Raw genomic sequence first — 22,709 nt, 5'->3', positions numbered from 1 at the left:
CGTATGTGTCGTGCAAAGGAGGCATCCAGTCCCTTCGCCGGCATGACCCGGATCAGGTTCAAAGGGTCACCGCGCTGCCGCTAAGGCCGTCGGTATCTCAGCCCCTTGTCGGGACCCCCCTTGGACGGGCTCAGTCTACGCGATCGGCCCGGCCGAGGCGAGCGGCCTTTGCGACGTGCGGCGAGCGGCGCGACCGCCGATGTGACGGTCACCGTCGGCCAGGCCGCCGTCAGTGCCCGGGCCGCCGATGGCGCTCGGCATATCGCCGCGGCGGCTCTCCATACTGGCGGGTGAAGGCATTGATGAAGTTGCTGGCGTGGTTGTAGCCGACCCGGAAGGCGATCTCCTTGAGCGACGCCCTGGGCGAGCGCAAGGCCATCTCGGCCTGCGCCAGGCGCTCGTTGCGCACGATCTCGAAGGCGGTCGCCCCGAACAGCAGGCGAAAGCCGGCGCTCAGCCGCTTCTCCCCGAGCGCCACCGTGCCCGCGAGCTCGCCGAGCGTCGGCGGCCGGCGCATGTCGGCGAGCAGCAGCCGGTGCGCCTCGTGCACGGCGTCGCGCTCGCGCGGGCTCAGCGCGCGGAGCCGCCGCGACCGGCCCTGCCTCGCGGCGGCATCGGCCTGCACGGCGAGAAGCTGGAGGATCGCGCCTTCCATCATCAGGATGCGCAGCGCTCCGTTCAGCCCGCCGCCGAACAGGCCGCGAGCGATATGGCGCATCGAGCGGTCCGTCCGCATGGCGAGGACCCGGCTCTGTTCCGCATCGCCTTCGATCAGTCCCTGCAGCACCGCCGGAACGTCGCCGTCGAACAGCCGGACGACGCGCGGGATCTCGAGACTGTACCCTGCCGACTGGAACGTCGTGCCGGCCTTGAATTCGTAGGCGGCGGCCCGCGACCCGCGGCGCGACGGACGGAACATCAGCGCCCGGTCGGCCGACGGACGGACACGCACGCCGTCCTGGAAATCGAGCTCGGCGCCGCCGGTCACCGTGACCTGGCCGCCCATCCACCGATTGAAACGTTCGGAGCGCATCTGCAGGGCGACGTCCTGGCGCGCCGTCGCCTCGAACAGGAAGATGCGCAGTCCGGGTCCAAGCTCCAGGCGCTCGATCGAGGAGTGCCAGCGCTCGTCGTCGACGGTGTTGCGCTGTCCCGTGCGGAGCGACCAGTCGGTCGCGCTCTCGCGCAACAGCCAATCCACGTTGGACACTGAAGGGTTCCCTCCTGCTGCCCCGCTCCTTGTTCCCTAACAGGGTCTCGCCGCGCCGCGCAGGGCGATGACGGTTCGGACCGCATAGTTCTTTCCGGTTGTGAATAGCATCGCGCCTTTTCCCTCGTCATCGCTGCATCGGCTAATTCAGGATGTCTTCGTTCGCTGACGCATCTTCGGCGAGTGGAGAGATGCAGCATTGGGTGGTGCTGATCGCACTGTGCATGACGCAAACCGCATCCAGAGCGCGAAAACTCCGCGCTGATTGCATCGAGAGTGCGCTCTCCTCGCGTCTCTCGATCTCTCAGGGCGACTTCTTGTCGATCGACTGAAGTCAATCAAGGCATCAGGGGAGATTGGGGATGAGTGACCGCGTGAGATCGCGCCGTGCGCTGACGGCAGCCCTTCTCATTGGCACCGGCCTGTCACCCTGCCCCGTCTGGGCGGTCGACGTCGCCAATGAAGCGCAGCTGCGCACGGCGATCTTCGCGGCCAACGGCGGCGGCGATGCCAACATCAACATCACCGCCAACATCACCCTCACCCAGTCGCTGCCGATGATCACAGCCAGCGTGACGGTGACAGGCAACGGCAACACGCTCGATGCCAACAACGCGGGCCGCGCCTTCTTCGTGCAGGCCGGCACGGCGGCGATCTCGAACCTCACCATCAACAACGCCGTCGCCCAGGGCGGTAACGGTGGTAACGGCGCATCCGCTCCGACCGGCGGCGGCGCCATCGGCGGCGGCGGAGGCGGCGGACTGGGGGCCGGCGCCGCCGTGTTCGTCAATCAGGGCGCCTCGGCCAGCCTGTCGAACGTCTCGGTCGGGAATGCCTCGGCGGTCGGCGGCTCCGGCGGCAACGGCAATGACGCCACCAGCGCCGGCGCCGGCAGCGGCGGCAGCGCCGGCGGCGGCGGCGGCGGCCTGGGCGGCAATGGCGGAGCCGCCTTGCTCACCGGCGGCGGCGGCGGCGGCGGCTACGCCGGCAACGGCGGCAGCAGTGGCAACAACGCCGGCGGCGGCGGCGGCGGCGAGTTCGGCGCCGGCGGCAATGCCGGACTGACGTTCGGCCAAGGCAGCGGCGGCGGCGGCGGCGGGCAGCAGGGTAACGGCGGCGCCGGACAAACCGGCGGGTCGACCGGAGGCGGCGGAGGCGGCGGCGCCGCCCTCGGGGCGAACGGCGGCAACGGCACTGGCGGCACCGGTGGTGCCGCCGGCGGCGCCCAGGGCGGCGCCGGCGGGGATGTCGGCACAAGCGGCAGCAGCGCAGCGGCAGCCGGCGGCGGCGGCGGCGGCGCCGGCAGCAATCTCAGTGGCGCATCGGGCGGCAGCGGCGCGTTCTCCGGTGGCGGCGGGGGTGCCGCAGGATCGGGAACCGGCGGTGCCGGCGGGATCGGCGGCGGCGGCGGCGGCGGCCTCGGTAGCGGCAGCGGCGGCGCCGGCGGAGACTTCGGTGGCGGTGGTGGCAGCGGCAACGGTTTGACCGCTCCCGGGGGCGCCGGCGGGTTCGGCGGCGGCGGCGGCGGAACGCGCACGGCCTCCGTGCTCAACACTGGCGGAGCGGGCGGCTTCGGCGGCGGCGGCGGCGGCGGCGGCAGCGCGGGCGTCTCGGGCGGCCTCGGCGGCCAGGGCGGCGCCGGTGCCGGCGCCGACGGCGGCGGCGGTGCGGCGCTGGGCGGAGCCTTCTTCGTGCGCGACGGCGGCAGCCTCACCATCACCGGCGGCAACCTCGCCGGCACCTACGGCGTGACCGGAGGCGCGGCCGGCACCGGCGGCACCGGCGGCGCGACGGCGGGCCAGGCCCAGGGCACGGTGATGTTCCTGCAAGGCGCCGGCACGACCACCATGACCGTCGCCGCCGGAACGCAGACGCTGGCCGGCGCCAATGCGCTCGCCGGCACCGGCGGGCTCACCAAGAACGGCGCCGGCACGGTGGCGCTGACCGGGGCCAACGCCAACTACAGCGGCGCCGTCGCGGTGGCCGGCGGCACGGCCGCGATCTCGGCCGCCGACAGCCTCGGCACCGGCACGACGACGCTGAACGGCGGCACGCTGCGGCTCGATGCCGGTGTCGCCGTCTCGACCTCGATCGCGCTGGGCAACAGCAACGGCACCATCGACACCAACGGCAACAGCGGCAGCCTCGCCAACGCGACCAGCGGCAACGGCGGGCTGACCAAGACCGGCACCGGCACGCTGGCCCTCACCGGCGCCAACGCCCATTCCGGCGGCACCACCGTGTCGGCCGGCACGCTGCAGCTCGCCGGCGGCGCGTCGCTGGCCTCGGGCAGCGCGCTCACGCTGGGCGGCACCGGCACGTTCGACCTCAACGGCAACACCCAGACGGTCGGCGCGCTGTCCGGCAGCGCCGGCACCACCATCGCGCTCGGCAGCGGCACGCTGACGGCGGGCACCGGCGCCAACAGCACCGTGGCGTCGCAGATCACCGGCACCGGCGGCAGCTTCGTGAAGCAGGGCACCGGCACGCTGACGCTCAGCGGCACCAACACCTATACCGGCGGGACGACGGTGTCGGCCGGCGTCCTGCAGGGCACGACCTCGAGCCTGCAGGGCAGTATCGTCAACAACGCCACCGTCGCCTTCGACCAGGCGACCGATGGCACCAGTTTCAGCAGCATGAGCGGCACCGGCGGCCTGCTGATCAACGGCACCGGCACGGTGAGACTGGTCGGCAACAACACCTATAGTGGCGGAACGACGGTGTCGGCCGGCGTCCTCGATGGAACGACGTCTGGCCTGCAGGGCGACATCGTGAACAACGCCATCGTCTCCTTCGACCAGCTAACCACCGGCACCTATGCCGGCAACATGTCGGGGACGGGCAGCCTGCGGGTCGCCGCCCTCGAGACGGTGACGCTGAGCGGCACCAACACCTATTCCGGCGGCACGACGGTGTCGTTTCTTGGCATCCTGCAGGGCACCACCACGAGCCTGCAGGGGGACATCGTCAACAATGCGACCGTCGCCTTCAACCAGACCGGCACGGGCACCTATGCCGGCGGCATGTCCGGCACGGGCGGCCTGCGGATCGACGGCACCGGCACGGTGATCCTGTCCGGCAACAACACGTTCAGTGGCGGCACGACGGTGTCGGCGGGCACCCTGGAGGGCACGACGTCGAGCCTGCAGGGCAACATCGTGAACAACGCGACCGTGACCTTCAACCAGGCCGGGCGCGGGCACCTATGCCGGCGCCCTGTCGGGCACTGGCAGCCTGCTGGTGAACGGAACCGGCACGGTGACGCTGAGCGGCGCCAACAACCATACAGGCGCCACGACCGTGTCGGCCGGCACGCTGGCGGCGGGCGCGGCCAACACCTTCTCGTCAGACAGCGCGGTCTCCGTGGGCGCCTCCGGTACGCTGGCGCTGCAGGGGTTCAACCAGACGATCGGCTCGCTGGCCGGGTCCGGCACCCTCCGGAACGGGGCCGTAGGCGCGGCGGCACTGACGGCCGGGGGCGACGCATCGTCGACGACATTCAGCGGCCAGATCCAGGACGGCGGCGCGGGCGCGCTGGCGCTGACCAAGTCCGGCACCGGCACGCTGACGCTCGGCGGCGCCAACACCTACACCGGCGGCACGACGGTGTCAGGCGGCACGGTCGCGATCTCGGCCGACAACAACCTGGGAAACGCGGCCGCGGGACTGGCGCTGAACGGCGGCACGCTGCAGTCGACGGCGAATCTGGAGATGACGCGCGCCATCACGATGACAGGCACCGGCACGATGCAGACCGACAGCGGCACGACGCTGGTCTCCAACGGCGTCATCGGTGGCGGCGGCAACCTGATCAAGAGCGGCGCCGGCACATTGACCGTGACAGCGAACAACACCTATGCCGGCACGACGACCGTGTCGGGTGCGCTCCAGGTCGGCAACGGCGGCACGACCGGCACGCTGGGCGGCGGCGCCGTGACCAACAACGGTCAGCTCACCTTCAACCGCAGCAACGACATCACGGTCGCCAACGACATCGGCGGAACCGGCGCGCTGACCAAGGAAGGCGCCGGCATCCTGACCCTGACCGGGACCAACGCCTACACGGGCGCCACGACGGTCAACACCGGCACGCTGGCCCTGTCCGGCGGCAGCGGCATCGGCAGCTCGAGCCTGGTGACGGTGGCCGGCGGCGCCACCTTCGACACCAGCGCCAACGTCGGCTTCACCCAGGTCAACGCCCTGGCCGGCGCCGGCACGGTGGTGACGGGCGGTGGCCTCGCGATCGCCAACGCGTCGACGACGTTCTCCGGCGCGATCAACGGCGGCGGCGGCCTCGAGATCGCCGGCGGCACGCAGACCCTGACAGGGACAAACGGCTACACCAACACCACCCAGATCGACGGCGGGGCCACGCTCGCGCTGGGCGGAGCCGGCTCGATCGCCAGCTCCGCCTCCGTCACATTCTTCGGCGCCGGCACGTTCGATGTCTCCCAGGCCAGCTCGGGCGCCTCGGTCCGCGCACTGGTCGACTTCGGCCCCGGGGGCGGCAACGGGCGGGTGAGCCTGGGCGCAGGGACACTCGCCATCACCAGCGGCTCGACGTTCAACGGCGTCATCCAGGACGGCGGCATCGGCGGCGGCTCGGGCGGCGCCGTCACGATCGCCGGCGGCGCCACCCAGGACCTGGGCGGCATCAACACCTATACCGGCGCCACCACGATCGAGGCCGCCAGCACGCTGAACCTCGCCGGCAACGGCAGCATCGCGGCTTCGAGCGGCGTCAACCTCGCGGGAGCCGGCGCGCTGCTCGACGTCTCGGGCGGCGCGGCCGGCCAGACGATCAGGGATCTCTCGGGCGTCGCCGGCTCGACGGTGGAGCTCGGCAGCAACGCGCTGACGGTCGGCACCGCGAGCTCGACGCTTTTCGCCGGCGCCATCACCGACGGCAGCGGACCGGGCGGCTCGCTCGTCAAGGTCGGGACCGGCGTCCTGACGCTCACCGGCGCCAATACCTACACCGGCGGCACGACGGTGGCGGGGGGTGGCCTGCTCGGCACCACGACCAGCCTGCAGGGCGACATCCTCAACAACGGCGCCGTCGGCTTCAGCCAGGCTGGCAGCGGCACCTACGGCGGCAACATGTCGGGCACCGGCTCGCTCACCCTGCTCGGCGGCACCGTGACACTCACGGGCACCAACACCTACTCGGGCGGCACGACGGTATCGGGCGGCGTCCTGCAGGGCACGACCTCGAGCCTGCAGGGCAACATCCTCAACGATTCGTCGGTGGTATTCGACCAAGCGGGGAGCGGTTCCTACGCCGGCACCATGTCGGGCAGCGGCATGCTCACCAAGTCGGGCTCCGGGCAGCTCGCCCTGACGGGTGCCAACAGCTACTCGGGCGGCACGCTGGTATCGGCCGGCGTCCTGCAGGGCACGACCTCGAGCCTGCAGGGCACCATCGTCAACAACGCCCAAGTGACGTTCCAGCAGGCGACGACCGGCACCTACGCCGGCAACATGTCGGGAACCGGCAGCCTGCTGGTGAACGGCACCGGCACCGTGATCCTGATCGGCAACAACACGTACAGCGGCGGCACGACGGTGTCGGGCGGTGTCCTGCAGGGCACGACCTCGAGCCTGCAGGGCAGCATCCTGAACAACGCCATGGTGACCTTCAACCAGACCGGAACGGGTACTTACGCCGGCGTGATGTCGGGCACCGGCGCCATGACCCTGCAGGGCGGCGGCGTGCTGACGCTCACTGGCGCCAACACCTACTCAGGCGGCACGACGGTCGATGCCAGCACGCTGGTGGTGAACGGCTCGCTGGCCAGCGCGGTGACGCTCAGCAACGGCGGTCTGCTGGGCGGCAGCGGCACGATCGGCGGGCTCAGCTCGAACGGCGGCACGGTGGCACCCGGCAACTCGATCGGCACGCTGACCGTCAACGGCAACTTCGCCCAGGTCGGCGGCACCTACGTCGTCGAGGCAAACGCCCAGGGCCAGAGCGACCGCATCAACGCCACCGGCACGGCGACGATCTCCGGCGGCGCCACGGTTTCGGTGCTGGCGGCGGCCGGCACCTACCAGCGCAACACGACCTACACGATCCTCAACGCCACCGGCGGCGTCTCGGGCACCTACTCGGGCGTCACCTCCGACCTCGCCTTTCTCACGCCCAGCCTGAGCTACGACGCCAGCAACGTCTTCCTGACGCTGGCGATGAGCCAGAGCGCCTTCGCCTCGGGCGCGCGAACGGCCAACCAGCAGGCCGTCGGCACGGCGCTCGACCAGGCCAACACCGGCGCGACCGGCGACTTCGACACGGTGCTGAATGCGCTGGCGAGCCTCGGAACCCAGCGGGGGCCGTGGGCGCTGAACCAGATCAGCGGGCAGCCCTATGCCGACTTCGGCACGGCGAACCTGGCGTCCAACGCGCTGTTCATGAATGCGCTCGGCCAGCAGATGGCGCTCGCCCGCGGTGCCCGCGGCTCCGGCCAGCGGGTGGCACTGGCCGAGGCCTGCGACGTCGCGGCCTGCGACGGCGCCAGCCCGTTCAGCGTCTGGGCGAGCGGCCTCGGCGGCTTCGGCTCGGTGCAGGGCAACGGCAACGCGAGCACCTTCACCTACAACGTGGGGGGCACGGCGGCCGGCATCGACTATCGCGTCTCGCCGAACGTCCTGCTGGGCATCGGCGCCGGCTACGCCAGCGGCACGCAATGGGCCGACGGCTTCCAGGGCAAGGGCTGGACCAATGCGGTCAGCGTCGCGGCCTATGGCAGCTTCACGCCGATGGGTCCGGGGACCGGCCTCTACGCCGACCTGCTGGCGGGCTACGCCTACGCCAACAACCGGATGCAGCGTCAGCTCTCGATCCCCGGCCTGCAGCCGCGGACGGCCAACGGCAGCACGGGCGCGAACCAGTTCATGGGCCAGGCCGAGCTGGGCTACCGCGTGCCGGTCCATGCGCAGATCGCGGTGACGCCGTTCGCGCGGCTGCAGGCGATGACCGTCGACCAGGCGGCGTTCAGCGAGTGGGGCGCGGACTCGCTCAGCCTGAACGTGGCGCAGCAGACGACGAACTCGTTGCGCTCGACCCTGGGGGCGGAGCTCACCGGATCGATCGCGCTCGACGACACGCGGACGCTGGACATGGTGCTGCGGCTGGGCTGGCAGCACGAGTACGCCGACACCGCCCGTCCCGTCACGACGGCGTTCGCCGGCGCGCCGTCGAACGGCTTCACCGTCTACGGGGCCACCCCGGCGCGGGACAGCGCGGTGCTCGGCTTCTCGGCGGAGACGGACGTGGAAGAGAGCGCCTCGATCTACCTGAGATACGACGGCGACATCGGTTCGGGCACCGACACCCACGCCCTCACCGCGGGCCTCAGGATTTCCTGGTAGGCATACGCCGGCCTCGTCCCGCGGGGTCACCCCTCTTCCTCTCACGCGACGCCACGGGAACCGCCTCCCGCTCGCTCACGTTGCTCCTGCCGGAACAACGAGGACTTACACGATGGCGGAAGCGAACAGCAGCGGCGGCAACGGCATGCTCTACTTCATCGTGGGCGCGCTCTGCGTGGTCGTCGCGGTCGGCGGTTTTATCCTGTTCGGCGGCAACCTGTCCGCCGGTGGTGCCGCCAACCAGGCGAAGTCGATCGACGTGAAGGTCGAGCTGCCGAAGAAGTAGGCGTTTGCGAGCAGGGGCCGGCGGCGATCGCCGGCCCTTTCCGTGTTGGCCCCCGGCGGGAGGAAGCGGCATGACGCGATTCCAGGCACTGGCGATGACTGCGGCCGCCACGGTCGCCCTCTCCCCCATCGCGGCAGCCCAGGCCCAGAGCTACCCTCCCGACGGCTACAAGCCGCTTCTCTTCGATGCCAGCGACACCAGGCACGTCTTCCGCCTCGACGGCACGCCGTGGATCTGCCGCGGCGACACGGTCTGCAAGCAGGTGAAGATCGAGGGCGTCTCCGACAAGGACGCGGTGCAGGCCACCATCGAGCCGCTGGGCGTCGCCGGCGCCCGTTACTTCCTGTCCTATCGCCAGGCCAATCTCGAGAAGGGCAAGGAGGTCGTGCTGGCCTGCAGCGACGCGCAGTGCGCCCGGCTCGACCAGACGGTCGGCGACGCCACGCCGCTCGGCACCTTCCAGGTCAAGCAGGATGATCGACAGGTCACGCGCACGGCGCTCCTGCGGCGGGTCGAGGCGCGCAACGACCGCGCCCAGATCCTGTGGTGCACCGAGACCGAGTGCGCCGAGCTGCCGCTGACGCGCGATTCGGAGGTCCATCTGTCGGCGCTGGGAACCAGCCGGCTGGACGGCCGGTCCGCCGCCTTCCTGCGCGACAAGTCGGGCGCCGTCCTGTCCTGCGCCCAGCCCGAGGAAGGAATCAGCGACCGGATCGTCTGCGACAAGACCAGGATCGAGCTGCCGGACTTCCCGGCCAGGCAGACCGCCGCCGCCCCGCCGCCCCCCAAGCCTGCGCCGGCGCCCTCGGCGGCGCCCTCGGCGGCCGATGCCGAACGCGCGGCCCTCGCCGCGCGCATCGACCAGGCGATCGCCAGCGGCGACTTCGCGGCGGCCGACCGCCTCCTGTCCGATGCCGGGCGGCGCTTCGCCGGCAGCGCAGCCTGGCCGCCGCTGCAGCAGAAGCTCGCCAAGGCGCGCGCCGCCGAGCAGGAGGCGCAGAAGCGCCAGGCCGAGGCGAAGCGCCTGATCGACGAGGCGCGGCGCGTCGCCCGGGCCGGCGACTTCGCCCGCGCCGAGGCGCTGCTGCAGCAGGCCGACAAGCAGGCGCCGGGTCTTGCCGAGATCGCGCAGGCGCGCGCCGACATCGCGACCCTGCGCACGGCGCGCGGCGACCGAGATCGCGACCACGACCGTCGCCAGCTCGAGGCGGCGATCGACCAGGCCCTCGCCGGCAACCGGCTGGGCGATGCCGACCGGCTGCTCGCCGACTATGCCCGCCGCTACGGCCAGGATCCCGACTACCGGGTGCGCGCCGGCCGGCTGGCCGAGCTGCGTGGCCGTCCCAACGACCCGGCGCGGCTCGCCGAGGCGCACGGCCGAGTCGTGGCGGCGCGGCAGGCCATGCAGCGCAACGACCTCGCGGAGGCCGACCGGCAGCTCGACCGGGCCGAGCAGATCGCGCCCGGCCTGCCGGAACTGGTGCAGGCCCGCGCCGAGCTCGACCGCCGTCTGGCGGACAGCCGGCGCAACCCGCCGCCGCAGACCGGGAATGCCCCTGCCCCGCCGTCGGGACCGCGCAACCAGTAGCGCGGCTCAGACGATCTTGTCGGCCCTCATGCCCGCGATGTCGGAATCGCCGTAGCCGGCCTCGCGCAGGATCTCGTCGGTGTGCTGCCCGAGCGTCGCCGGCGGGCGCTCTACCGAGCCGCCGCCATGCTCGAGCCGGAAGCCCGAGCCCACGACCTGGATGGGGCCGTGCTCCGTCTCCACCGTCTGCAGGATGGTGCGGTGGTTGAAGTGGTCGAGCTTCACCGTCTCGGGGATGCTGAGCACGCGGCCGGCCGGCACGTCGGCCCTGGCGAAGCGCTCGGCCCAGGTCGCGGAGGTCTCGGTCTTCATCGCCGCTTCGACGATCTCGTGCAGTGCGGTGTTGTTGGCGATGCGCGTCGGCCAGTCGGCGAAACGCGGATCGGCCAGCGCCGCCTCGCAGCCCAGCACCTTCATCAGCCGCTGGAACTGCGGGTCGGTCATCACCGCCAGCACCATCCAGCCATCCTTTGTCTTGAAAAGGTTGCCCGTGGGCTTGCGCGTCACCGACAGGTTGGCGGCCTGCTCGTGCACGCGACCGGTCATCAGGTGCTCGGTGAACTGCTGGGCGAGATAGCCCATGACCGCGTCGATCATGGCGACGTCGACGAGCTGGCCCTTGCCGGTGTGCGTGCGCTGGTAGAGCGCCGCGGCGACGCCGAGCGCGGCGGTGGCGCCCGACATGACATCGGCGCCGGCGAAGCCGACGCGTGTCGGCCCGTTGGACGGGAAGCCGGTGATCGACATCAGGCCCGACATCGCCTGGATCATGCCGTCGAACGCCGCCGTGGCGCGGTCGGGACCGACCTGGCCGAAGCCCGAGACGGCGCAGTAGATCAGCCGCGGGTTGATGGCCTTCAGCGTCTCGTAGCCGATGCCGAGCTTGTCCATGACGCCCGGCCGGAAGTTCTCGGTCACGACGTCGGCCGTGGCGACGAGCCGCTTCACCACCTCGATCGCCTTCGGCTTCTTGAGGTCGAGCGTGATCGATCGCTTGCCGGCATTGACTGCGACCCAGGGCGCCGCCAGCCCGCGCTTCTCCCAGTCGTTGGCGCGGCTGCCGAAGCGCATGTCGTCGCCTTCGCGGCTCTCGACCTTGACGACGTCGGCGCCGAGGAGAGCGAGCTGGTAGGAGCCGTAGGGCCCGGCCAGCACGCGCGTGAAGTCGAGGACCTTCACGCCGGAGAACGGTTTACCAGTCATGGAGCTCTTTCTGTCGTCCGGAGCGCAGCGAAACCTGCCCCGAGCTTCGCCGAAGGAACCTCCTCACCGCGTGTCGCGCCATGGGATCCTTCGCGTCGCTCAGGCTGACGATTACGCCACGCCCGCCTTCTTGCGCTGGTCCAGCGCAACCTGCTTGACCTTGTCGAACTCGGCCCGCCGCCGTGCGACCTCCTCGGGGCTCATGCGCTCGAGATTGTTGTAGTCGAGCTTCCAGTCGCCGTCGTCGTTCCAGCGCAGCGGAGACTGCACCGTCGTGCGCGGCCCGACGGCGCTCTCCAGCACCTTGAGCGCGAGGTCGAGCGTGAAGCGCTGCGTGTCGGGCTCGTGCGGCTTGCCGCAGGAGTTGCCCAGCGGAAAGTCGCTGAACAGGAAGCGCGGCACGCCGACATGCTCGACGATGTCCTTCGCCGCTCCCATGACGATCGTCGGGATGCCGTTCCGTTCGAGATATCGGGCGACCAGACTCACGGTCTGGTGGCAGACGGGTCAAGTAGGCACCAGCAGCGCGGCGTCGACCTGGTCCTGCCGGCAGCGGGCAAGGATCTCGGGAGCGTCCGTCTCGAGCGTGACGCGCTGGCTGCGGTTGGTCGGCGCGCCGTGGAACCGCGCGGCGAGCTTGAATCGACCCTGCGCCGCAAACTCCCGCAGGAGGGGCAGCGGGAACCAGGTATTGGAATCGGTGGCCGTCGTGTGCTTGCGGTCGTAGCCGATGTGGCTGATGCGCGTGTCGTGGTCGACCGCGGTGTCGCCGGAATAGACGGTGTAGAACTTGGCGCCGGCGTTGTAGGCGGCGCCCGGCCCCTGGTCGCCCTTGTCGGCTTGGTAGGGCGCGGCCGTGGTGATGAGCGCCAGCGTGCTGTCGCCGAGGCTCTTCTTCAGCGGCGTGAACGGAGCATCGACATAGTGGGCCCAGCGGTACGGATTGTCGTAGCCCAGGGCGAGGTAGTACTCGCGCGTGCGCCTCATGTACTCGAGAGGCGCATCGAAGTCCGGAGCGAAATTCATGGTGTCGGCCATGGTGCGAGCGTGGGACGGCCGATCCATGAAGTCAATGACAGGCGCAACGACGGCCGCTAGGTTCTTCCGCTAAGAAAGCAAAGGGAGGAAGGCATGCTGAGGAAATCGGCAGCCGTGTTGCTCGGCATCCTGGTGGGCGTTTTCGCCATGCAGGTCCGCGCCGAGGAACCGCTGCGAATCGTGCTGGGTTTTCCCGCCGGTGCCAGCAGCGACACCGTCACCCGGCTGATCGCCGACAAGATGCGCGACTCGCTCGGCCGGCCGGTCGTGGTCGAGAACAAGCCGGGTGCCGGCGGCATCGTCGCCAACATGGCGGTGAAGTCCGCGCCGCCCGACGGCAACACGCTGCTGCTCACGCCGCTCGCCACCATGGTGGCCTACCCGTTCTCCTACTCGAAGCTCGCCTACGATCCGTTCAAGGACTACGTGCCGGTAGCGCATATCGCGGCCTTCCAGCTGGCACTCGGCGTCGGGCCCAATGTGCCGGCGAAGACCCTCGCCGAATACGTGGCGCTGGTGAAGAAGGGCGGAGAGTACGCCAACTTCGCCTCCGCCGCCGTCGGCAGCCTGCCGCACTTCTTCGGCATCCTGTTCGCCCGCACCGCCGGCGTGCAGATGACGCATGTCCCCTACAAGGGCACGGCCAACGTCCTGCAGGCGCTGCTGTCGGGCGAAGTGCCGGCCGGCATCGTGCCGATCAGCGACATCGGCACCCTGGCGCAGTCCGGCAAGGCCCGCGTGCTGGCGTCGTCCGGCGCGACGCGCTCGCCGCAATATCCCGACGTGCCGACCTTCAAGGAGAGTGGCTACGACATCGAGGGGGCGGCCTGGTACGCGCTGTTCGCGCCGGCCGGCACGCCCAGCGACGTCGTCGACCGCCTCTCGGCGGCGGCCATCAAGGCCATCCAGGATCCCGACGTGCGCAAGAAGATCGAGCCGCTCGGCCTCGAGGCGACGGGCCTGGGGCCGGCCGAGCTCGCCGCCATCATGAAGGCCGACCACGACAAATGGGGGCCGGTGATCCAGGCCTCGGGCTTCAAGGCCGACTGAGCGGCCCCAACGAAATCGTCTCCGGAGGAAAACGAACGATGAAAAACGTCACACGCCGCGCCGCCCTTGGCGCGGCGACAGCCTTCGCCGTGGCCGGCCGCGCCTCGGCCGATACCTTTCCCAGCAAGCCGCTGCGGTTCCTCGTGCCCTATCCGGTGGGCGGCATCGTCGACATCGTGACGCGGTCGCTGGGCGACCCGATGCAGGCCGATCTCGGCCAGCCCGTCGTGGTCGAGCCCAAGCCCGGCGGCAACTCGACGCTCGCCACGGCGATGATCCCGCAGGCGCCGGCCGACGGCTACACCTGGCTGATGGCGACGATCAGCCACGTCGTGGTGCCGCACCTGCAGCCCGTGCCCTACGACGCCCTGGCCGACTTCCAGCCGGTCGCGCTGGTGGCCGTGGCGACATCGGTCGCGGTCGTGAACCCGGAAGTGCCGGTCAAGACGCTCCAGGAGCTGGTCGCCTACGGCAAGGCCAACCCGGGCAAGCTGAACTACCTCAATCCCGGCAACGGCTCGTCGATCCACCTGTCGGCCGAGCTCCTGAAGAACCAGTACAAGTTCGACATGACCTCGGTGCCCTATCGCGGCATCCCGCCGGGAATGTCGGACCTGATCGAGGGCCGCCTGCAGGTCGGCCTGCTGCCGGGGCCGCTCGCCATCCAGCACGTCAAGAGCGGCAAGCTGCGCGCGCTCGCGGTCATCGCCGACAAGCGCCTCGCCACCCTGCCCGACGTGCCGACCTTCGGCGAGATCGGCTTCGGCGACGCCCAGGTGATGAGCTGGTACGTGATCACCGTGCGCGGCGGCACGCCGGCCCCGATCGTCGACCGGCTGCACGCCTCGGCCATGAAGGCGCTGGGCGAGGCCGACACGCGCGACCGGTTGGCCAAGGCCGGCTGCGAGGTGCCGCCCCCGAAGTCGCCGGCCGAGATCATGGCGATGTGGAAGGCCGACTACGCCCGGTACGGCAAGCTGGTGAAGGAAGCCGGCATCCAGGGGTGACCGGCGCCAAGCTCACGGCGAGTTAACCCTGCGGCCATAGTGCCGCCCAACTCCGCCGCGCTATATAGGGCCCTGTTCAGTCTGGTTCGGGGAGCGAATCGTATGGCGATCAAGCGGCGCGGCGTACTGTTGGGCGGCACCGCCCTGATGCTGGGCGCGCCGGCGATCCTGCGGGCGCAGACGCCCAGGCCGGGGCAGAAGATCAACGTCAGCAACGGCTTCGCCATGCATGGCACGCCGAAGTACGCCGCCGACGCCGGACCGCCGGACTGGCTCAATCCGGCGGCGCCGAAGGGCGGCTCGGTGCGGCTGGGCGCCCGCGGCACTTTCGATTCGCTGCATCCGTTCATCGTCAAGAGCGTCGCTGCCGCCGGCATCGGCGCGATCTGGGACACGCTCTGCTGGTCGTCGCGCGACGAGGCCTCGACCGAGTACGGGCTGGTCGCCGAGACCATCGAATGGCCGGACGACCGGTCGTGGGTCGCCTTCACGCTGCGCCCCCAGGCGAAGTTCCACGACGGGACCCCGATCACGCCCGAGGACGTGGTCTTCACCTTCGACATCCTGAAGACCAAGGGCGCGCCCAACTACGCCTTCTACTATCACGACGTGCTGAAGGCCGAGAAAGTCGGCGACGCCAAGGTGCTGTTCACCTTCCGCGACGACACCAACAAGGAGCTGCCGCTGATCGTGGGCCAGCTTCCCGTCCTGTCGTCGAAATGGTGGTCGACGCGCGACTTCGAGAAGGTGTCGCTCGAGGTGCCGCTGGGCAGCGGCGCCTACAAGGTCGAGTCCTTCGACGTCGGCCGCTCGATCATCTACCGCCGGGCCGCCGACTGGTGGGCCCGCGACCTCTGGATGAACCGCGGGCGCAACAATTTCGACGTCATGCGCTACGAGTACTATCGCGACGCGTCGGTGCAGTTCGAGGCCTTCAAGGCCGGCGAGATCGACATCCGCCAGGAGAATATCGCGCGCAACTGGGCGACCGCCTACGACATCCCCGCCGTGCGCGAGGGCCGCATCGTCAAGGCGGAGATCCCGCACGAGCTGCCGACCGGCATGCAGTGCTTCGCCTTCAACACCCGCCGCGAGATGTTCGCCGACCGGCGCGTGCGCGAGGCGATCGCCACGATGTTCGACTTCGCCTGGACCAACAAGAACCTGTTCTACGGCCTCTACAAGCGCAACATCTCGTTCTTCGGCAATTCCGAGCTCGCCTCCTCCGGCCTGCCGACGCCGGCCGAGCTCAAGTACCTCGAGCCGCTGCGCGGCAAGATCCCCGACGAGGTCTTCACCAAGGAGTTCAAGCTCCCCGAGACCGACGGCACGGGCAACGCGCGCGGGCTGGCCCGCCAGGCGCTGACGCTCCTCAAGGAGGCCGGCTGGGAGGTCAAGGACGGCAAGATGACCGAGACGAAGACGGGCCGGAAGCTCGCCTTCGAGATGCTGCTTCAGGACGCCAGCTTCGAGCGGGTCGTCCTGCCCTACAAGCAGAACCTCGAGCGCATCGGCGTCGACATGAGCGTGCGCACCGTCGATACCGCGCAGTTCAAGCGGCGCAGCGACGAGTTCGACTTCGACATGATGGTCGAGGGGTTCGGCCAGTCGCTGTCGCCGGGCAACGAGCAGCGCGACTTCTGGGGCTCCAAGGCCGCCGCCACGCCGGGCAGCCGCAACACGATCGGCATCCGCGACGAGGCGATCGACCGGCTGGTCGAGACCCTGATCGCCGCGCCCGACCGCGAGAGCCTGATCGCCGTCACGCGGGCACTCGACCGCGTCCTGCTGTGGAGCCACTTCGTCGTGCCCAACTGGCACAACAACAAGGCGTTCGTGGCCTACTGGAACCGCTTCGGCCGGCCGGACAAGAGCGCCCGGTACGCCCCCGTCGCCTTCGACACCTGGTGGATCGACGAGGCCAAGGACAAGGCCCTGCAGCGGGACAAGAAGTGAGAGCACGGGCCTTGCAGCCCCCTCGCTGTCGTCCTGAGCGAAGCGAAGGATCTCATGCCCTGTCCAGCGGCGATGAGGTCCTTCGCTTCGCTCAGGACGACATCATCTCCATGTCTGCGACCTTGTAGATGCTCGCCTACATCCTGCGCCGACTGATGCTGGTGGTGCCGACGCTGCTCGGCATCATGGTCATAAACTTCTTCGTCATCCAGGCGGCGCCGGGCGGTCCGGTCGAGCAGATGCTGGCCCAGATCCAGGGCACGTCGGTCGACGCCACGGAGCGGTTCAGCGGCAGCTCGAGCGGCGGCGAGACGGTCAAGAAGTCGGCGGCCGACACGTCGGGCGGCGGCAGCGGAACCTATCGCGGCGCCCGCGGCCTTCCGCCCGACCTGATCCAGCGCATCGAGAAGATGTACGGCTTCGACAAGCCGATCTACGAGCGCTTCCTGCTGATGATGAAGAACTATCTCGTCTTCGACTTCGGCGAGAGCTTCTTCCGCAACAAGCGGGTGGTGGACCTGGTGATCGAGAAGATGCCCGTGTCGATCTCGCTCGGCGTCTGGACGACGCTGCTGATCTACTTCATCTCCATCCCGCTCGGCATCGCCAAGGCGGTACGCGACGGCTCGCGCTTCGACGTCTCGACCTCGACGACGCTGATCGTCCTGAACGCCATCCCGGGCTTCCTGTTCGCCCTGCTGCTGGTCGTGCTGTTCGCCGGCGGCAGCTATTTCAAGTGGTTCCCGCTGCGCGGGCTTGTGTCGGACGACTGGAGCTCGCTCGGCCTCGCCGACAAGGTCCTGGACTATCTCTGGCACATGGTCCTGCCGATCGGCGCCATGGTGATCGGCGGCTTCGCCACGCTCACCTTCCTGACCAAGAACTCCTTCCTCGAGGAGATCCACAAGCAGTACGTGCTGACGGCGCGCGCCAAGGGTCTGGTCGAGCGGCGCGTCCTCTACGGCCACGTCTTCCGCAACGCCATGCTGATCGTGGTCGCGGGCTTCCCTGCCGCCTTCATCGGCGTGCTGTTCACCGGCTCGCTGCTGATCGAGGTCATTTTTTCGCTCGACGGGCTCGGCCTGCTGGGCTTCGAGGCGGCGCTGAACCGCGACTATCCGATCATGTTCGGGACGCTGTACTTCTTCGGCCTGATCGGGCTGGTCATGGGGATCCTGGGCGACATCATGTACACGGTGATCGACCCGCGCATCGACTTCGAGGCCCGCGCCTGATGTCGCCGATGAACCGACGGCGGCTCGCGGCCTTCCGCTCGAGCAAGCGCGGCGTCTGGTCGCTCGTGGTGTTCGGCCTGCTGTTCTTCCTGTCGCTGTTCGCCGAGTTCCTGGCCAACGACAAGCCGATCCTCGTCTACTATGACGGCTCCTTCTACTCGCCGCTGCTGCGCGACTATCCCGAGACCACCTTCGGCGGCGACTTCCCGACCAACGCCGTCTACACCGACCGCGAGCTGCAGAAGCTGATCGACGAGAAGGGCTGGATGGTCTGGCCGCCCATCCCCTACAGCTACGACACGGTGCTGAAGGGCGAGGGCCGGCAGGCCCTGCAGCCGCCGTCGTGGCGCCATCCGCTGGGCACCGACGACCAGGCGCGCGACGTGCTGGCGCGGCTGATCTACGGCTTCCGCATCTCCGTCCTGTTCGGGCTGGCGCTCACCGTGCTGAGCTCCGTGATCGGCATCGTCGCGGGCGCCGTCCAGGGCTATTTCGGCGGGCTGGTCGACCTCTCCATGCAGCGTTTCATGGAGATCTGGTCGAGCATGCCGACCCTCTACCTGCTGATCATCCTGGCGAGCTTCATCCAGCCCGGCTTCTGGGTGCTGCTGGGGATCATGCTGCTGTTCAGCTGGATGGCCCTGGTCGGGCTGGTGCGGGCGGAGTTCCTGCGCGGCCGCAACTTCGACTATGTGCGGGCGGCCCGGGCGCTCGGCATGCTGGACGCCCGCATCATGTTCCGGCACATCCTTCCCAACGCCATGACCGCCAGCCTGACCTTCCTGCCCTTCATCCTGGCCGGCTCCGTCACCACCCTGACGTCGCTCGACTTCCTGGGATTCGGCCTGCCGGTCGGCTCGCCGTCGCTGGGCGAGCTGCTGCTGCAGGGCAAGAACAACCTCAACGCGCCCTGGCTGGCCATCACCGGCTTCTTCATCATCGCCCTGATGCTGTCGCTGCTGGTGTTCATCGGCGAGGCGGTGCGCGACGCCTTCAATCCGCGCAAGGTGATGGCATGAGCAGTCCCGGCGGTGCGGCTTCCCTGCTCGAGGTCCGCGACCTCTCGGTGACCTTCGGCACCGGCGACAAGGCCGTGCGGGCGGTCCGGAACGTCAGCTTCGACATCGCCCGCGGCGAGACGGTCGCGCTGGTCGGCGAATCGGGCTCGGGCAAGTCGGTGACGGCGCTGTCGGTGCTGCAGCTCCTGCCCTATCCGATGGCCAGCCATCCCACCGGCAGCATCCGCTTCCAGGGCGACGAGCTGGTCGGCGCGCCGCCGCGCGAGCTCCTGTCGGTGCGCGGCAACCGCATCTCGATGATCTTCCAGGAACCGATGACCTCGCTCAACCCGCTGCACACGATCGAGCGGCAGGTGAACGAGGTGCTGATCCTGCACAAGGGCCTGTCGCGCGCCGCCGCCCGCCGCCGCACGCTCGAGCTGCTGGAGCAGGTCGGCATCCCCGATGCCGCCAACCGCCTCGACGCCTATCCGCACCAGCTCTCGGGCGGCCAGCGCCAGCGCGTCATGATCGCCATGGCGCTGGCCAACGAGCCCGACCTGCTGATCGCCGACGAGCCGACGACGGCGCTCGACGTCACGATCCAGGCGCAGATCCTGAAGCTGCTCAAGTCGTTGCAGGCGCGCTACGGCATGGCGCTGCTGTTCATCACCCACGACCTCGGCATCGTGCGCAAGGTGGCCGACCGCGTCTGCGTGATGACCCAGGGCCGCATCGTCGAGCAGGGCCCGGTGGCGGAGGTGTTCGACCGGCCGCAGCATTCCTACACCCAGCATCTGCTGTCGGCCGAGCCCAAGGGCCGGCCGGCCGCCGCCGATCCGTCGGCGCCGGAGATCCTGCAGCTCGACGACGTCAAGGTGCACTTCCCGATCAAGCGCGGCGTGCTTCGCCGCACCGTCGGCCACGTGAAGGCCGTCGACGGGGTCAGCTTGTTGCTCCGGGAAGGCCACACGATCGGGCTGGTCGGCGAATCGGGCTCGGGCAAGACGACTCTCGGCCTTGCCCTGCTGCGGCTCGAGGGCAGCACCGGCGGCATCCGGTTCGACAGTCGCGACCTGCAGGCGCTCAGCCAGCGCGAGCTGCGGCCCCTGCGCCGCGAGATGCAGATCGTCTTCCAGGACCCGTTCAGTTCGCTCAGCCCGCGCATGTCGGTCGGCGAGATCATCGGCGAGGGGCTGGAGGTCCACCGCATTGGCACCGAGGCCGAACGCGCCCGCATGATCGACCAGGTGCTGACCGAGGTCGGGCTCGATCCCGCGGTGCGCGACCGCTACCCGCACGAATTCTCCGGCGGCCAGCGCCAGCGCATCGCCATCGCCCGCGCCCTGGTGCTGAAGCCCCGGCTGATCGTGCTCGACGAGCCGACCTCGGCGCTGGACATGAGCGTCCAGGCGCAGATCGTCGACCTGCTGCGCGACCTGCAGCAGCGCCACAGGCTGGCCTACCTGTTCATCAGCCACGACCTCAAGGTGGTCCGGGCGCTGGCCGACGAGGTGCTGGTGCTGCGCCACGGCAAGGTCGTGGAACGCGGCTCCGCCCGGCAGATCTTCGAGCAGCCCGAGACCCCCTATACCCAGGCGCTGATCGCCGCCGCCTTCAACCTCGAGGCGGACGGCGCCGACCGGGGAGCCGTCGCCACCTGACCGTCCCGACCGGGCCAGGGAGACTCCCCGCCGGAGGAGAGGCCCGGCTGTGGACTTCGCCAGCGATTCCGGCGACCCTCGCGCCCACCAGAGGATGCTCGCCGCGTCGAACGGGCACGCGTAGCACGCAAAGGGGAGTGAACGAGAGATGAGCGCCATGCTCCGCCGCGGGGTCCTCGCCTTCGGTGTTCTTCTCGCCGCCGCCACCACCGCCTCCGCGCAGAGCGGCACGCTGACCCTGGGAACGGCCTCGGTGGGCGGCACCTACTTCGTCTACGGCGAGGCCGTGGCGCGGCTGCTGACCGACAAGGCGCGGCTGTCGGTGGCCACCCAGCAGACGCAGGGCCCGAACCAGAACATGATCCTGGTCGACGAGCAGAAGATGGCGCTCGGCATGGTGACGATGGGCGTCGCCCTGCAGGGCTTCACCGGCACGGCGCCCTGGACCAAAGGGCGCAAGCTCGAGAACGTCCGCGCGCTTTTCCCGATGTACGACACGCCGCTGCAGTGCGTGGCGCTGAAGAAGTCGGGCATCTCCGGTTTCCGCGGGCTCGACGGCAAGACCGTCGGCGTCGGCCCCAAGGCCGGCACGCCGGGAACCTACTTCCCGATGATCTTCGAGGCGCTCGGCATCAAGGTGTCGGTGCGCAACGGGCAGAACATCGACATGGGCCACCAGCTCCAGGACGGCGTCGTCGACGCCTTCTGCTCCGCCGCCGGCCTGCCCATCCCGGCCTTCGCCGATCTCGACGCCGCCGAGCCGGTCTCCTTCTTCACCTGGACGGACGCCGAGCTGGCGGCAATTCACAAGGCGATGCCGGAATTCACCGCGACGGTGATTCCCAAGGGCATCTACAAGCAGCAGACCGCCGACCAGAAGACCGTCGGCCTGTTCAACTTCGCCATCGCCAACAAGGAGATGCCGGCCGATCTTGCCTACACGATCACGCGGACGGTCCTGGAGAACAGCGCGACGCTGGCCCGCGCCCATCCGGCCGGCAAGGCGACGATCGCCGCCAACGCGTCGCGCAACACCGTCCTGCCCTTCCATCCGGGCGCCGTGCGCTACTACAAGGAGAAGGGCATCAAGCTCGACCCCGCGACGCTTCCGAAGTAGTCTCGCCCGCGTGTCGAACGCGATCGCTTACGTCAGCCGTGACACTGACGGCCTGCATTGGAAGAAGGTGCTCGAGGATGCCCTCGGCCCTCTCGATTTCCGGACCCTCAAGGGGGGCCTGGGCAACACCGACGACATCGAGATCGCGATGGCCTGGAAGCCGGACCGCGGGCTCCTGGCCTCGTTCCGGAACATCCGGCTGATCGTCTCGCTCGGCATGGGCGTCGATCACCTGCTGACCGACGACCGGCTGCCCGACGTGCCGATCGTGCGCATCATGGACGACGGGCTGGTCGGCCAGATGAGCGAGTACGCCATCTTCTGGGCGCTGCGGCACCATCGCGACATCGACAAGTACGCCGAGCTGCAGCGGGCCAGGACCTGGAAGGCGCTCGACTTCGTCGACACGATCCATCGCCGCGTCGGCGTCCTGGGACTGGGCGTGATCGGCCAGGACACCGCGCGAAAGTTCGCCGCGCTGGGCTTCCCGACCGCCGGCTGGAGCCGCACGGCCAAGGACCTGCCCGGCATCGAGACCTTCCACGGCCAGGACGGCCTCGCGGCGCTGCTGGCGCGCAGCGACATCCTGGTCAACGTGCTGCCGCTCACCCGCGACACGAAGGGCATCCTCGACGCGGGCGCCTTCGCCGCGCTGCCGAAGGGCGCCTACCTGGTCAACATGGCGCGCGGCGGCCACGTCGTGGACGCCGACCTGCTGGCGGCGCTCGACTCGGGCCATCTTGCCGGGGCCGCGCTCGACGTGTTCAACACCGAGCCGCTGCCCGCCGATCATCCCTACTGGACGCATCCCCGGGTGCACGTGACGCCGCACATCGCCGGCGCCACCAACCCGCGCACCGCCTCGCCCGGCATCATCGAGAACATCAGGCGCCTGCGCGCCGGCCAGCCCCTGATCAACACGGTCGATCCCAAGACGGGGTATTGACCCCCTCACCTAGCCTCTCCCCCCAAGGGGGAGAGGAACA

The 22,709-nt window shown here is 69.8% G+C and carries 16 protein-coding genes, 2 pseudogenes and 1 riboswitch; of the genes and pseudogenes, 13 read left to right on the top strand and 5 right to left on the bottom strand.

The genetic code is table 11. The features are described 5' to 3' along the window. Positions 1-11: 11 nt before the first annotated feature. A riboswitch (TPP riboswitch) is annotated at positions 12-131 on the bottom strand. A gap of 98 nt (positions 132-229) precedes the next feature. Together ACO073_RS05910 and ACO073_RS05905 are read right to left on the bottom strand one after the other, a co-directional pair. Further along, on the bottom strand, positions 230-1,210 hold the full coding sequence (locus ACO073_RS05910; RefSeq protein WP_421996227.1) for a helix-turn-helix transcriptional regulator: 981 nt from the start codon (positions 1,208-1,210) through the stop codon (positions 230-232). A gap of 425 nt (positions 1,211-1,635) precedes the next feature. Next, positions 1,636-3,039, bottom strand: coding sequence for a hypothetical protein (locus ACO073_RS05905; RefSeq protein WP_421996226.1), 1,404 nt, complete (start codon positions 3,037-3,039; stop codon positions 1,636-1,638). Between ACO073_RS05905 and ACO073_RS05900 the strand changes: the two are divergent. Further along, positions 3,028-3,723 (top strand): annotated as a pseudogene (locus tag ACO073_RS05900) (autotransporter-associated beta strand repeat-containing protein); the annotation flags it as partial. The gene ACO073_RS05905 and the pseudogene ACO073_RS05900 sit on opposite strands and share 12 nt — an antisense overlap. Here the strand turns inward: ACO073_RS05900 and ACO073_RS05895 are convergent. Further along, positions 3,723-3,911, bottom strand: a complete 189-nt coding sequence (locus tag ACO073_RS05895) for a hypothetical protein (RefSeq protein WP_421996225.1) — start codon at positions 3,909-3,911, stop codon at positions 3,723-3,725. The pseudogene ACO073_RS05900 and the gene ACO073_RS05895 sit on opposite strands and share 1 nt — an antisense overlap. Between ACO073_RS05895 and ACO073_RS05890 the strand changes: the two are divergent. The 4 genes and pseudogenes from ACO073_RS05890 to ACO073_RS05875 form a co-directional block, all read left to right on the top strand. Next, a pseudogene (locus tag ACO073_RS05890) lies at positions 3,850-4,308 on the top strand (autotransporter-associated beta strand repeat-containing protein); the annotation flags it as partial. The gene ACO073_RS05895 and the pseudogene ACO073_RS05890 overlap by 62 nt on opposite strands. Positions 4,309-4,453: 145 nt before the next feature. After that, complete coding sequence (locus ACO073_RS05885; protein WP_421996224.1) at positions 4,454-8,581, top strand: autotransporter-associated beta strand repeat-containing protein; 4,128 nt, start codon at positions 4,454-4,456, stop codon at positions 8,579-8,581. 112 nt (positions 8,582-8,693) lie between these two features. Continuing rightward, positions 8,694-8,867, top strand: coding sequence for a hypothetical protein (locus ACO073_RS05880; RefSeq protein ID WP_421996223.1), 174 nt, complete (start codon positions 8,694-8,696; stop codon positions 8,865-8,867). A gap of 70 nt (positions 8,868-8,937) precedes the next feature. Beyond that, complete coding sequence (locus tag ACO073_RS05875; RefSeq protein ID WP_421996222.1) at positions 8,938-10,455, top strand: hypothetical protein; 1,518 nt, start codon at positions 8,938-8,940, stop codon at positions 10,453-10,455. A gap of 6 nt (positions 10,456-10,461) precedes the next feature. On the opposite strand, the gene ACO073_RS05870 is transcribed toward ACO073_RS05875, so the two are convergent. Together ACO073_RS05870 and ACO073_RS05865 are read right to left on the bottom strand one after the other, a co-directional pair. After that, positions 10,462-11,658 (bottom strand): CaiB/BaiF CoA transferase family protein, encoded by a 1,197-nt coding sequence (locus ACO073_RS05870; protein ID WP_421996220.1) that lies wholly within the window; start codon positions 11,656-11,658, stop codon positions 10,462-10,464. A gap of 111 nt (positions 11,659-11,769) precedes the next feature. Next, on the bottom strand, positions 11,770-12,696 hold the full coding sequence (locus tag ACO073_RS05865; RefSeq protein WP_421996218.1) for a glycine reductase: 927 nt from the start codon (positions 12,694-12,696) through the stop codon (positions 11,770-11,772). A gap of 93 nt (positions 12,697-12,789) precedes the next feature. On the opposite strand from ACO073_RS05865, the gene ACO073_RS05860 reads away from it, so the two are divergent. The 8 genes from ACO073_RS05860 (at position 12,790) to ACO073_RS05825 (ending at position 22,669) form a co-directional block, all read left to right on the top strand. Further along, the gene (locus ACO073_RS05860) at positions 12,790-13,746 is read left to right on the top strand and encodes a Bug family tripartite tricarboxylate transporter substrate binding protein (RefSeq protein WP_421996216.1); all 957 of its coding nucleotides are present in this window, start codon (positions 12,790-12,792) and stop codon (positions 13,744-13,746) included. A gap of 38 nt (positions 13,747-13,784) precedes the next feature. Then, positions 13,785-14,753 (top strand): Bug family tripartite tricarboxylate transporter substrate binding protein, encoded by a 969-nt coding sequence (locus ACO073_RS05855; RefSeq protein WP_421996214.1) that lies wholly within the window; start codon positions 13,785-13,787, stop codon positions 14,751-14,753. Positions 14,754-14,855: 102 nt separating this feature from the next. Further along, positions 14,856-16,709 carry an extracellular solute-binding protein gene (locus ACO073_RS05850; protein ID WP_421996212.1) on the top strand — a complete coding sequence of 618 codons (1,854 nt, stop codon included), beginning with the start codon at positions 14,856-14,858 and terminating at the stop codon, positions 16,707-16,709. A gap of 128 nt (positions 16,710-16,837) precedes the next feature. After that, positions 16,838-17,944: a microcin C ABC transporter permease YejB gene (locus tag ACO073_RS05845; RefSeq protein ID WP_421996210.1), complete on the top strand. Its 1,107-nt coding sequence runs from the start codon at positions 16,838-16,840 to the stop codon at positions 17,942-17,944. Beyond that, complete coding sequence (locus ACO073_RS05840; RefSeq protein ID WP_421996208.1) at positions 17,944-18,963, top strand: ABC transporter permease; 1,020 nt, start codon at positions 17,944-17,946, stop codon at positions 18,961-18,963. Before ACO073_RS05845 ends, ACO073_RS05840 begins: the two co-directional genes overlap by 1 nt. After that, the gene (locus tag ACO073_RS05835) at positions 18,960-20,606 is read left to right on the top strand and encodes an ABC transporter ATP-binding protein (RefSeq protein WP_421996206.1); all 1,647 of its coding nucleotides are present in this window, start codon (positions 18,960-18,962) and stop codon (positions 20,604-20,606) included. The genes ACO073_RS05840 and ACO073_RS05835 overlap by 4 nt, the downstream gene beginning before the upstream one ends. Positions 20,607-20,754: 148 nt before the next feature. Further along, complete coding sequence (locus ACO073_RS05830) at positions 20,755-21,723, top strand: TAXI family TRAP transporter solute-binding subunit (protein ID WP_421996204.1); 969 nt, start codon at positions 20,755-20,757, stop codon at positions 21,721-21,723. Positions 21,724-21,733: 10 nt separating this feature from the next. Then, positions 21,734-22,669 carry a 2-hydroxyacid dehydrogenase gene (locus ACO073_RS05825; RefSeq protein WP_421996202.1) on the top strand — a complete coding sequence of 312 codons (936 nt, stop codon included), beginning with the start codon at positions 21,734-21,736 and terminating at the stop codon, positions 22,667-22,669. Positions 22,670-22,709 lie beyond the last annotated feature (40 nt).

It is taken from the genome of Reyranella sp. (genome assembly GCF_965229815.1).
Taxonomy (GTDB): domain Bacteria; phylum Pseudomonadota; class Alphaproteobacteria; order Reyranellales; family Reyranellaceae; genus Reyranella.
Note: the sequence above shows the minus strand (reverse complement) of the source record. Positions and strands in the feature narration are given on the sequence as shown.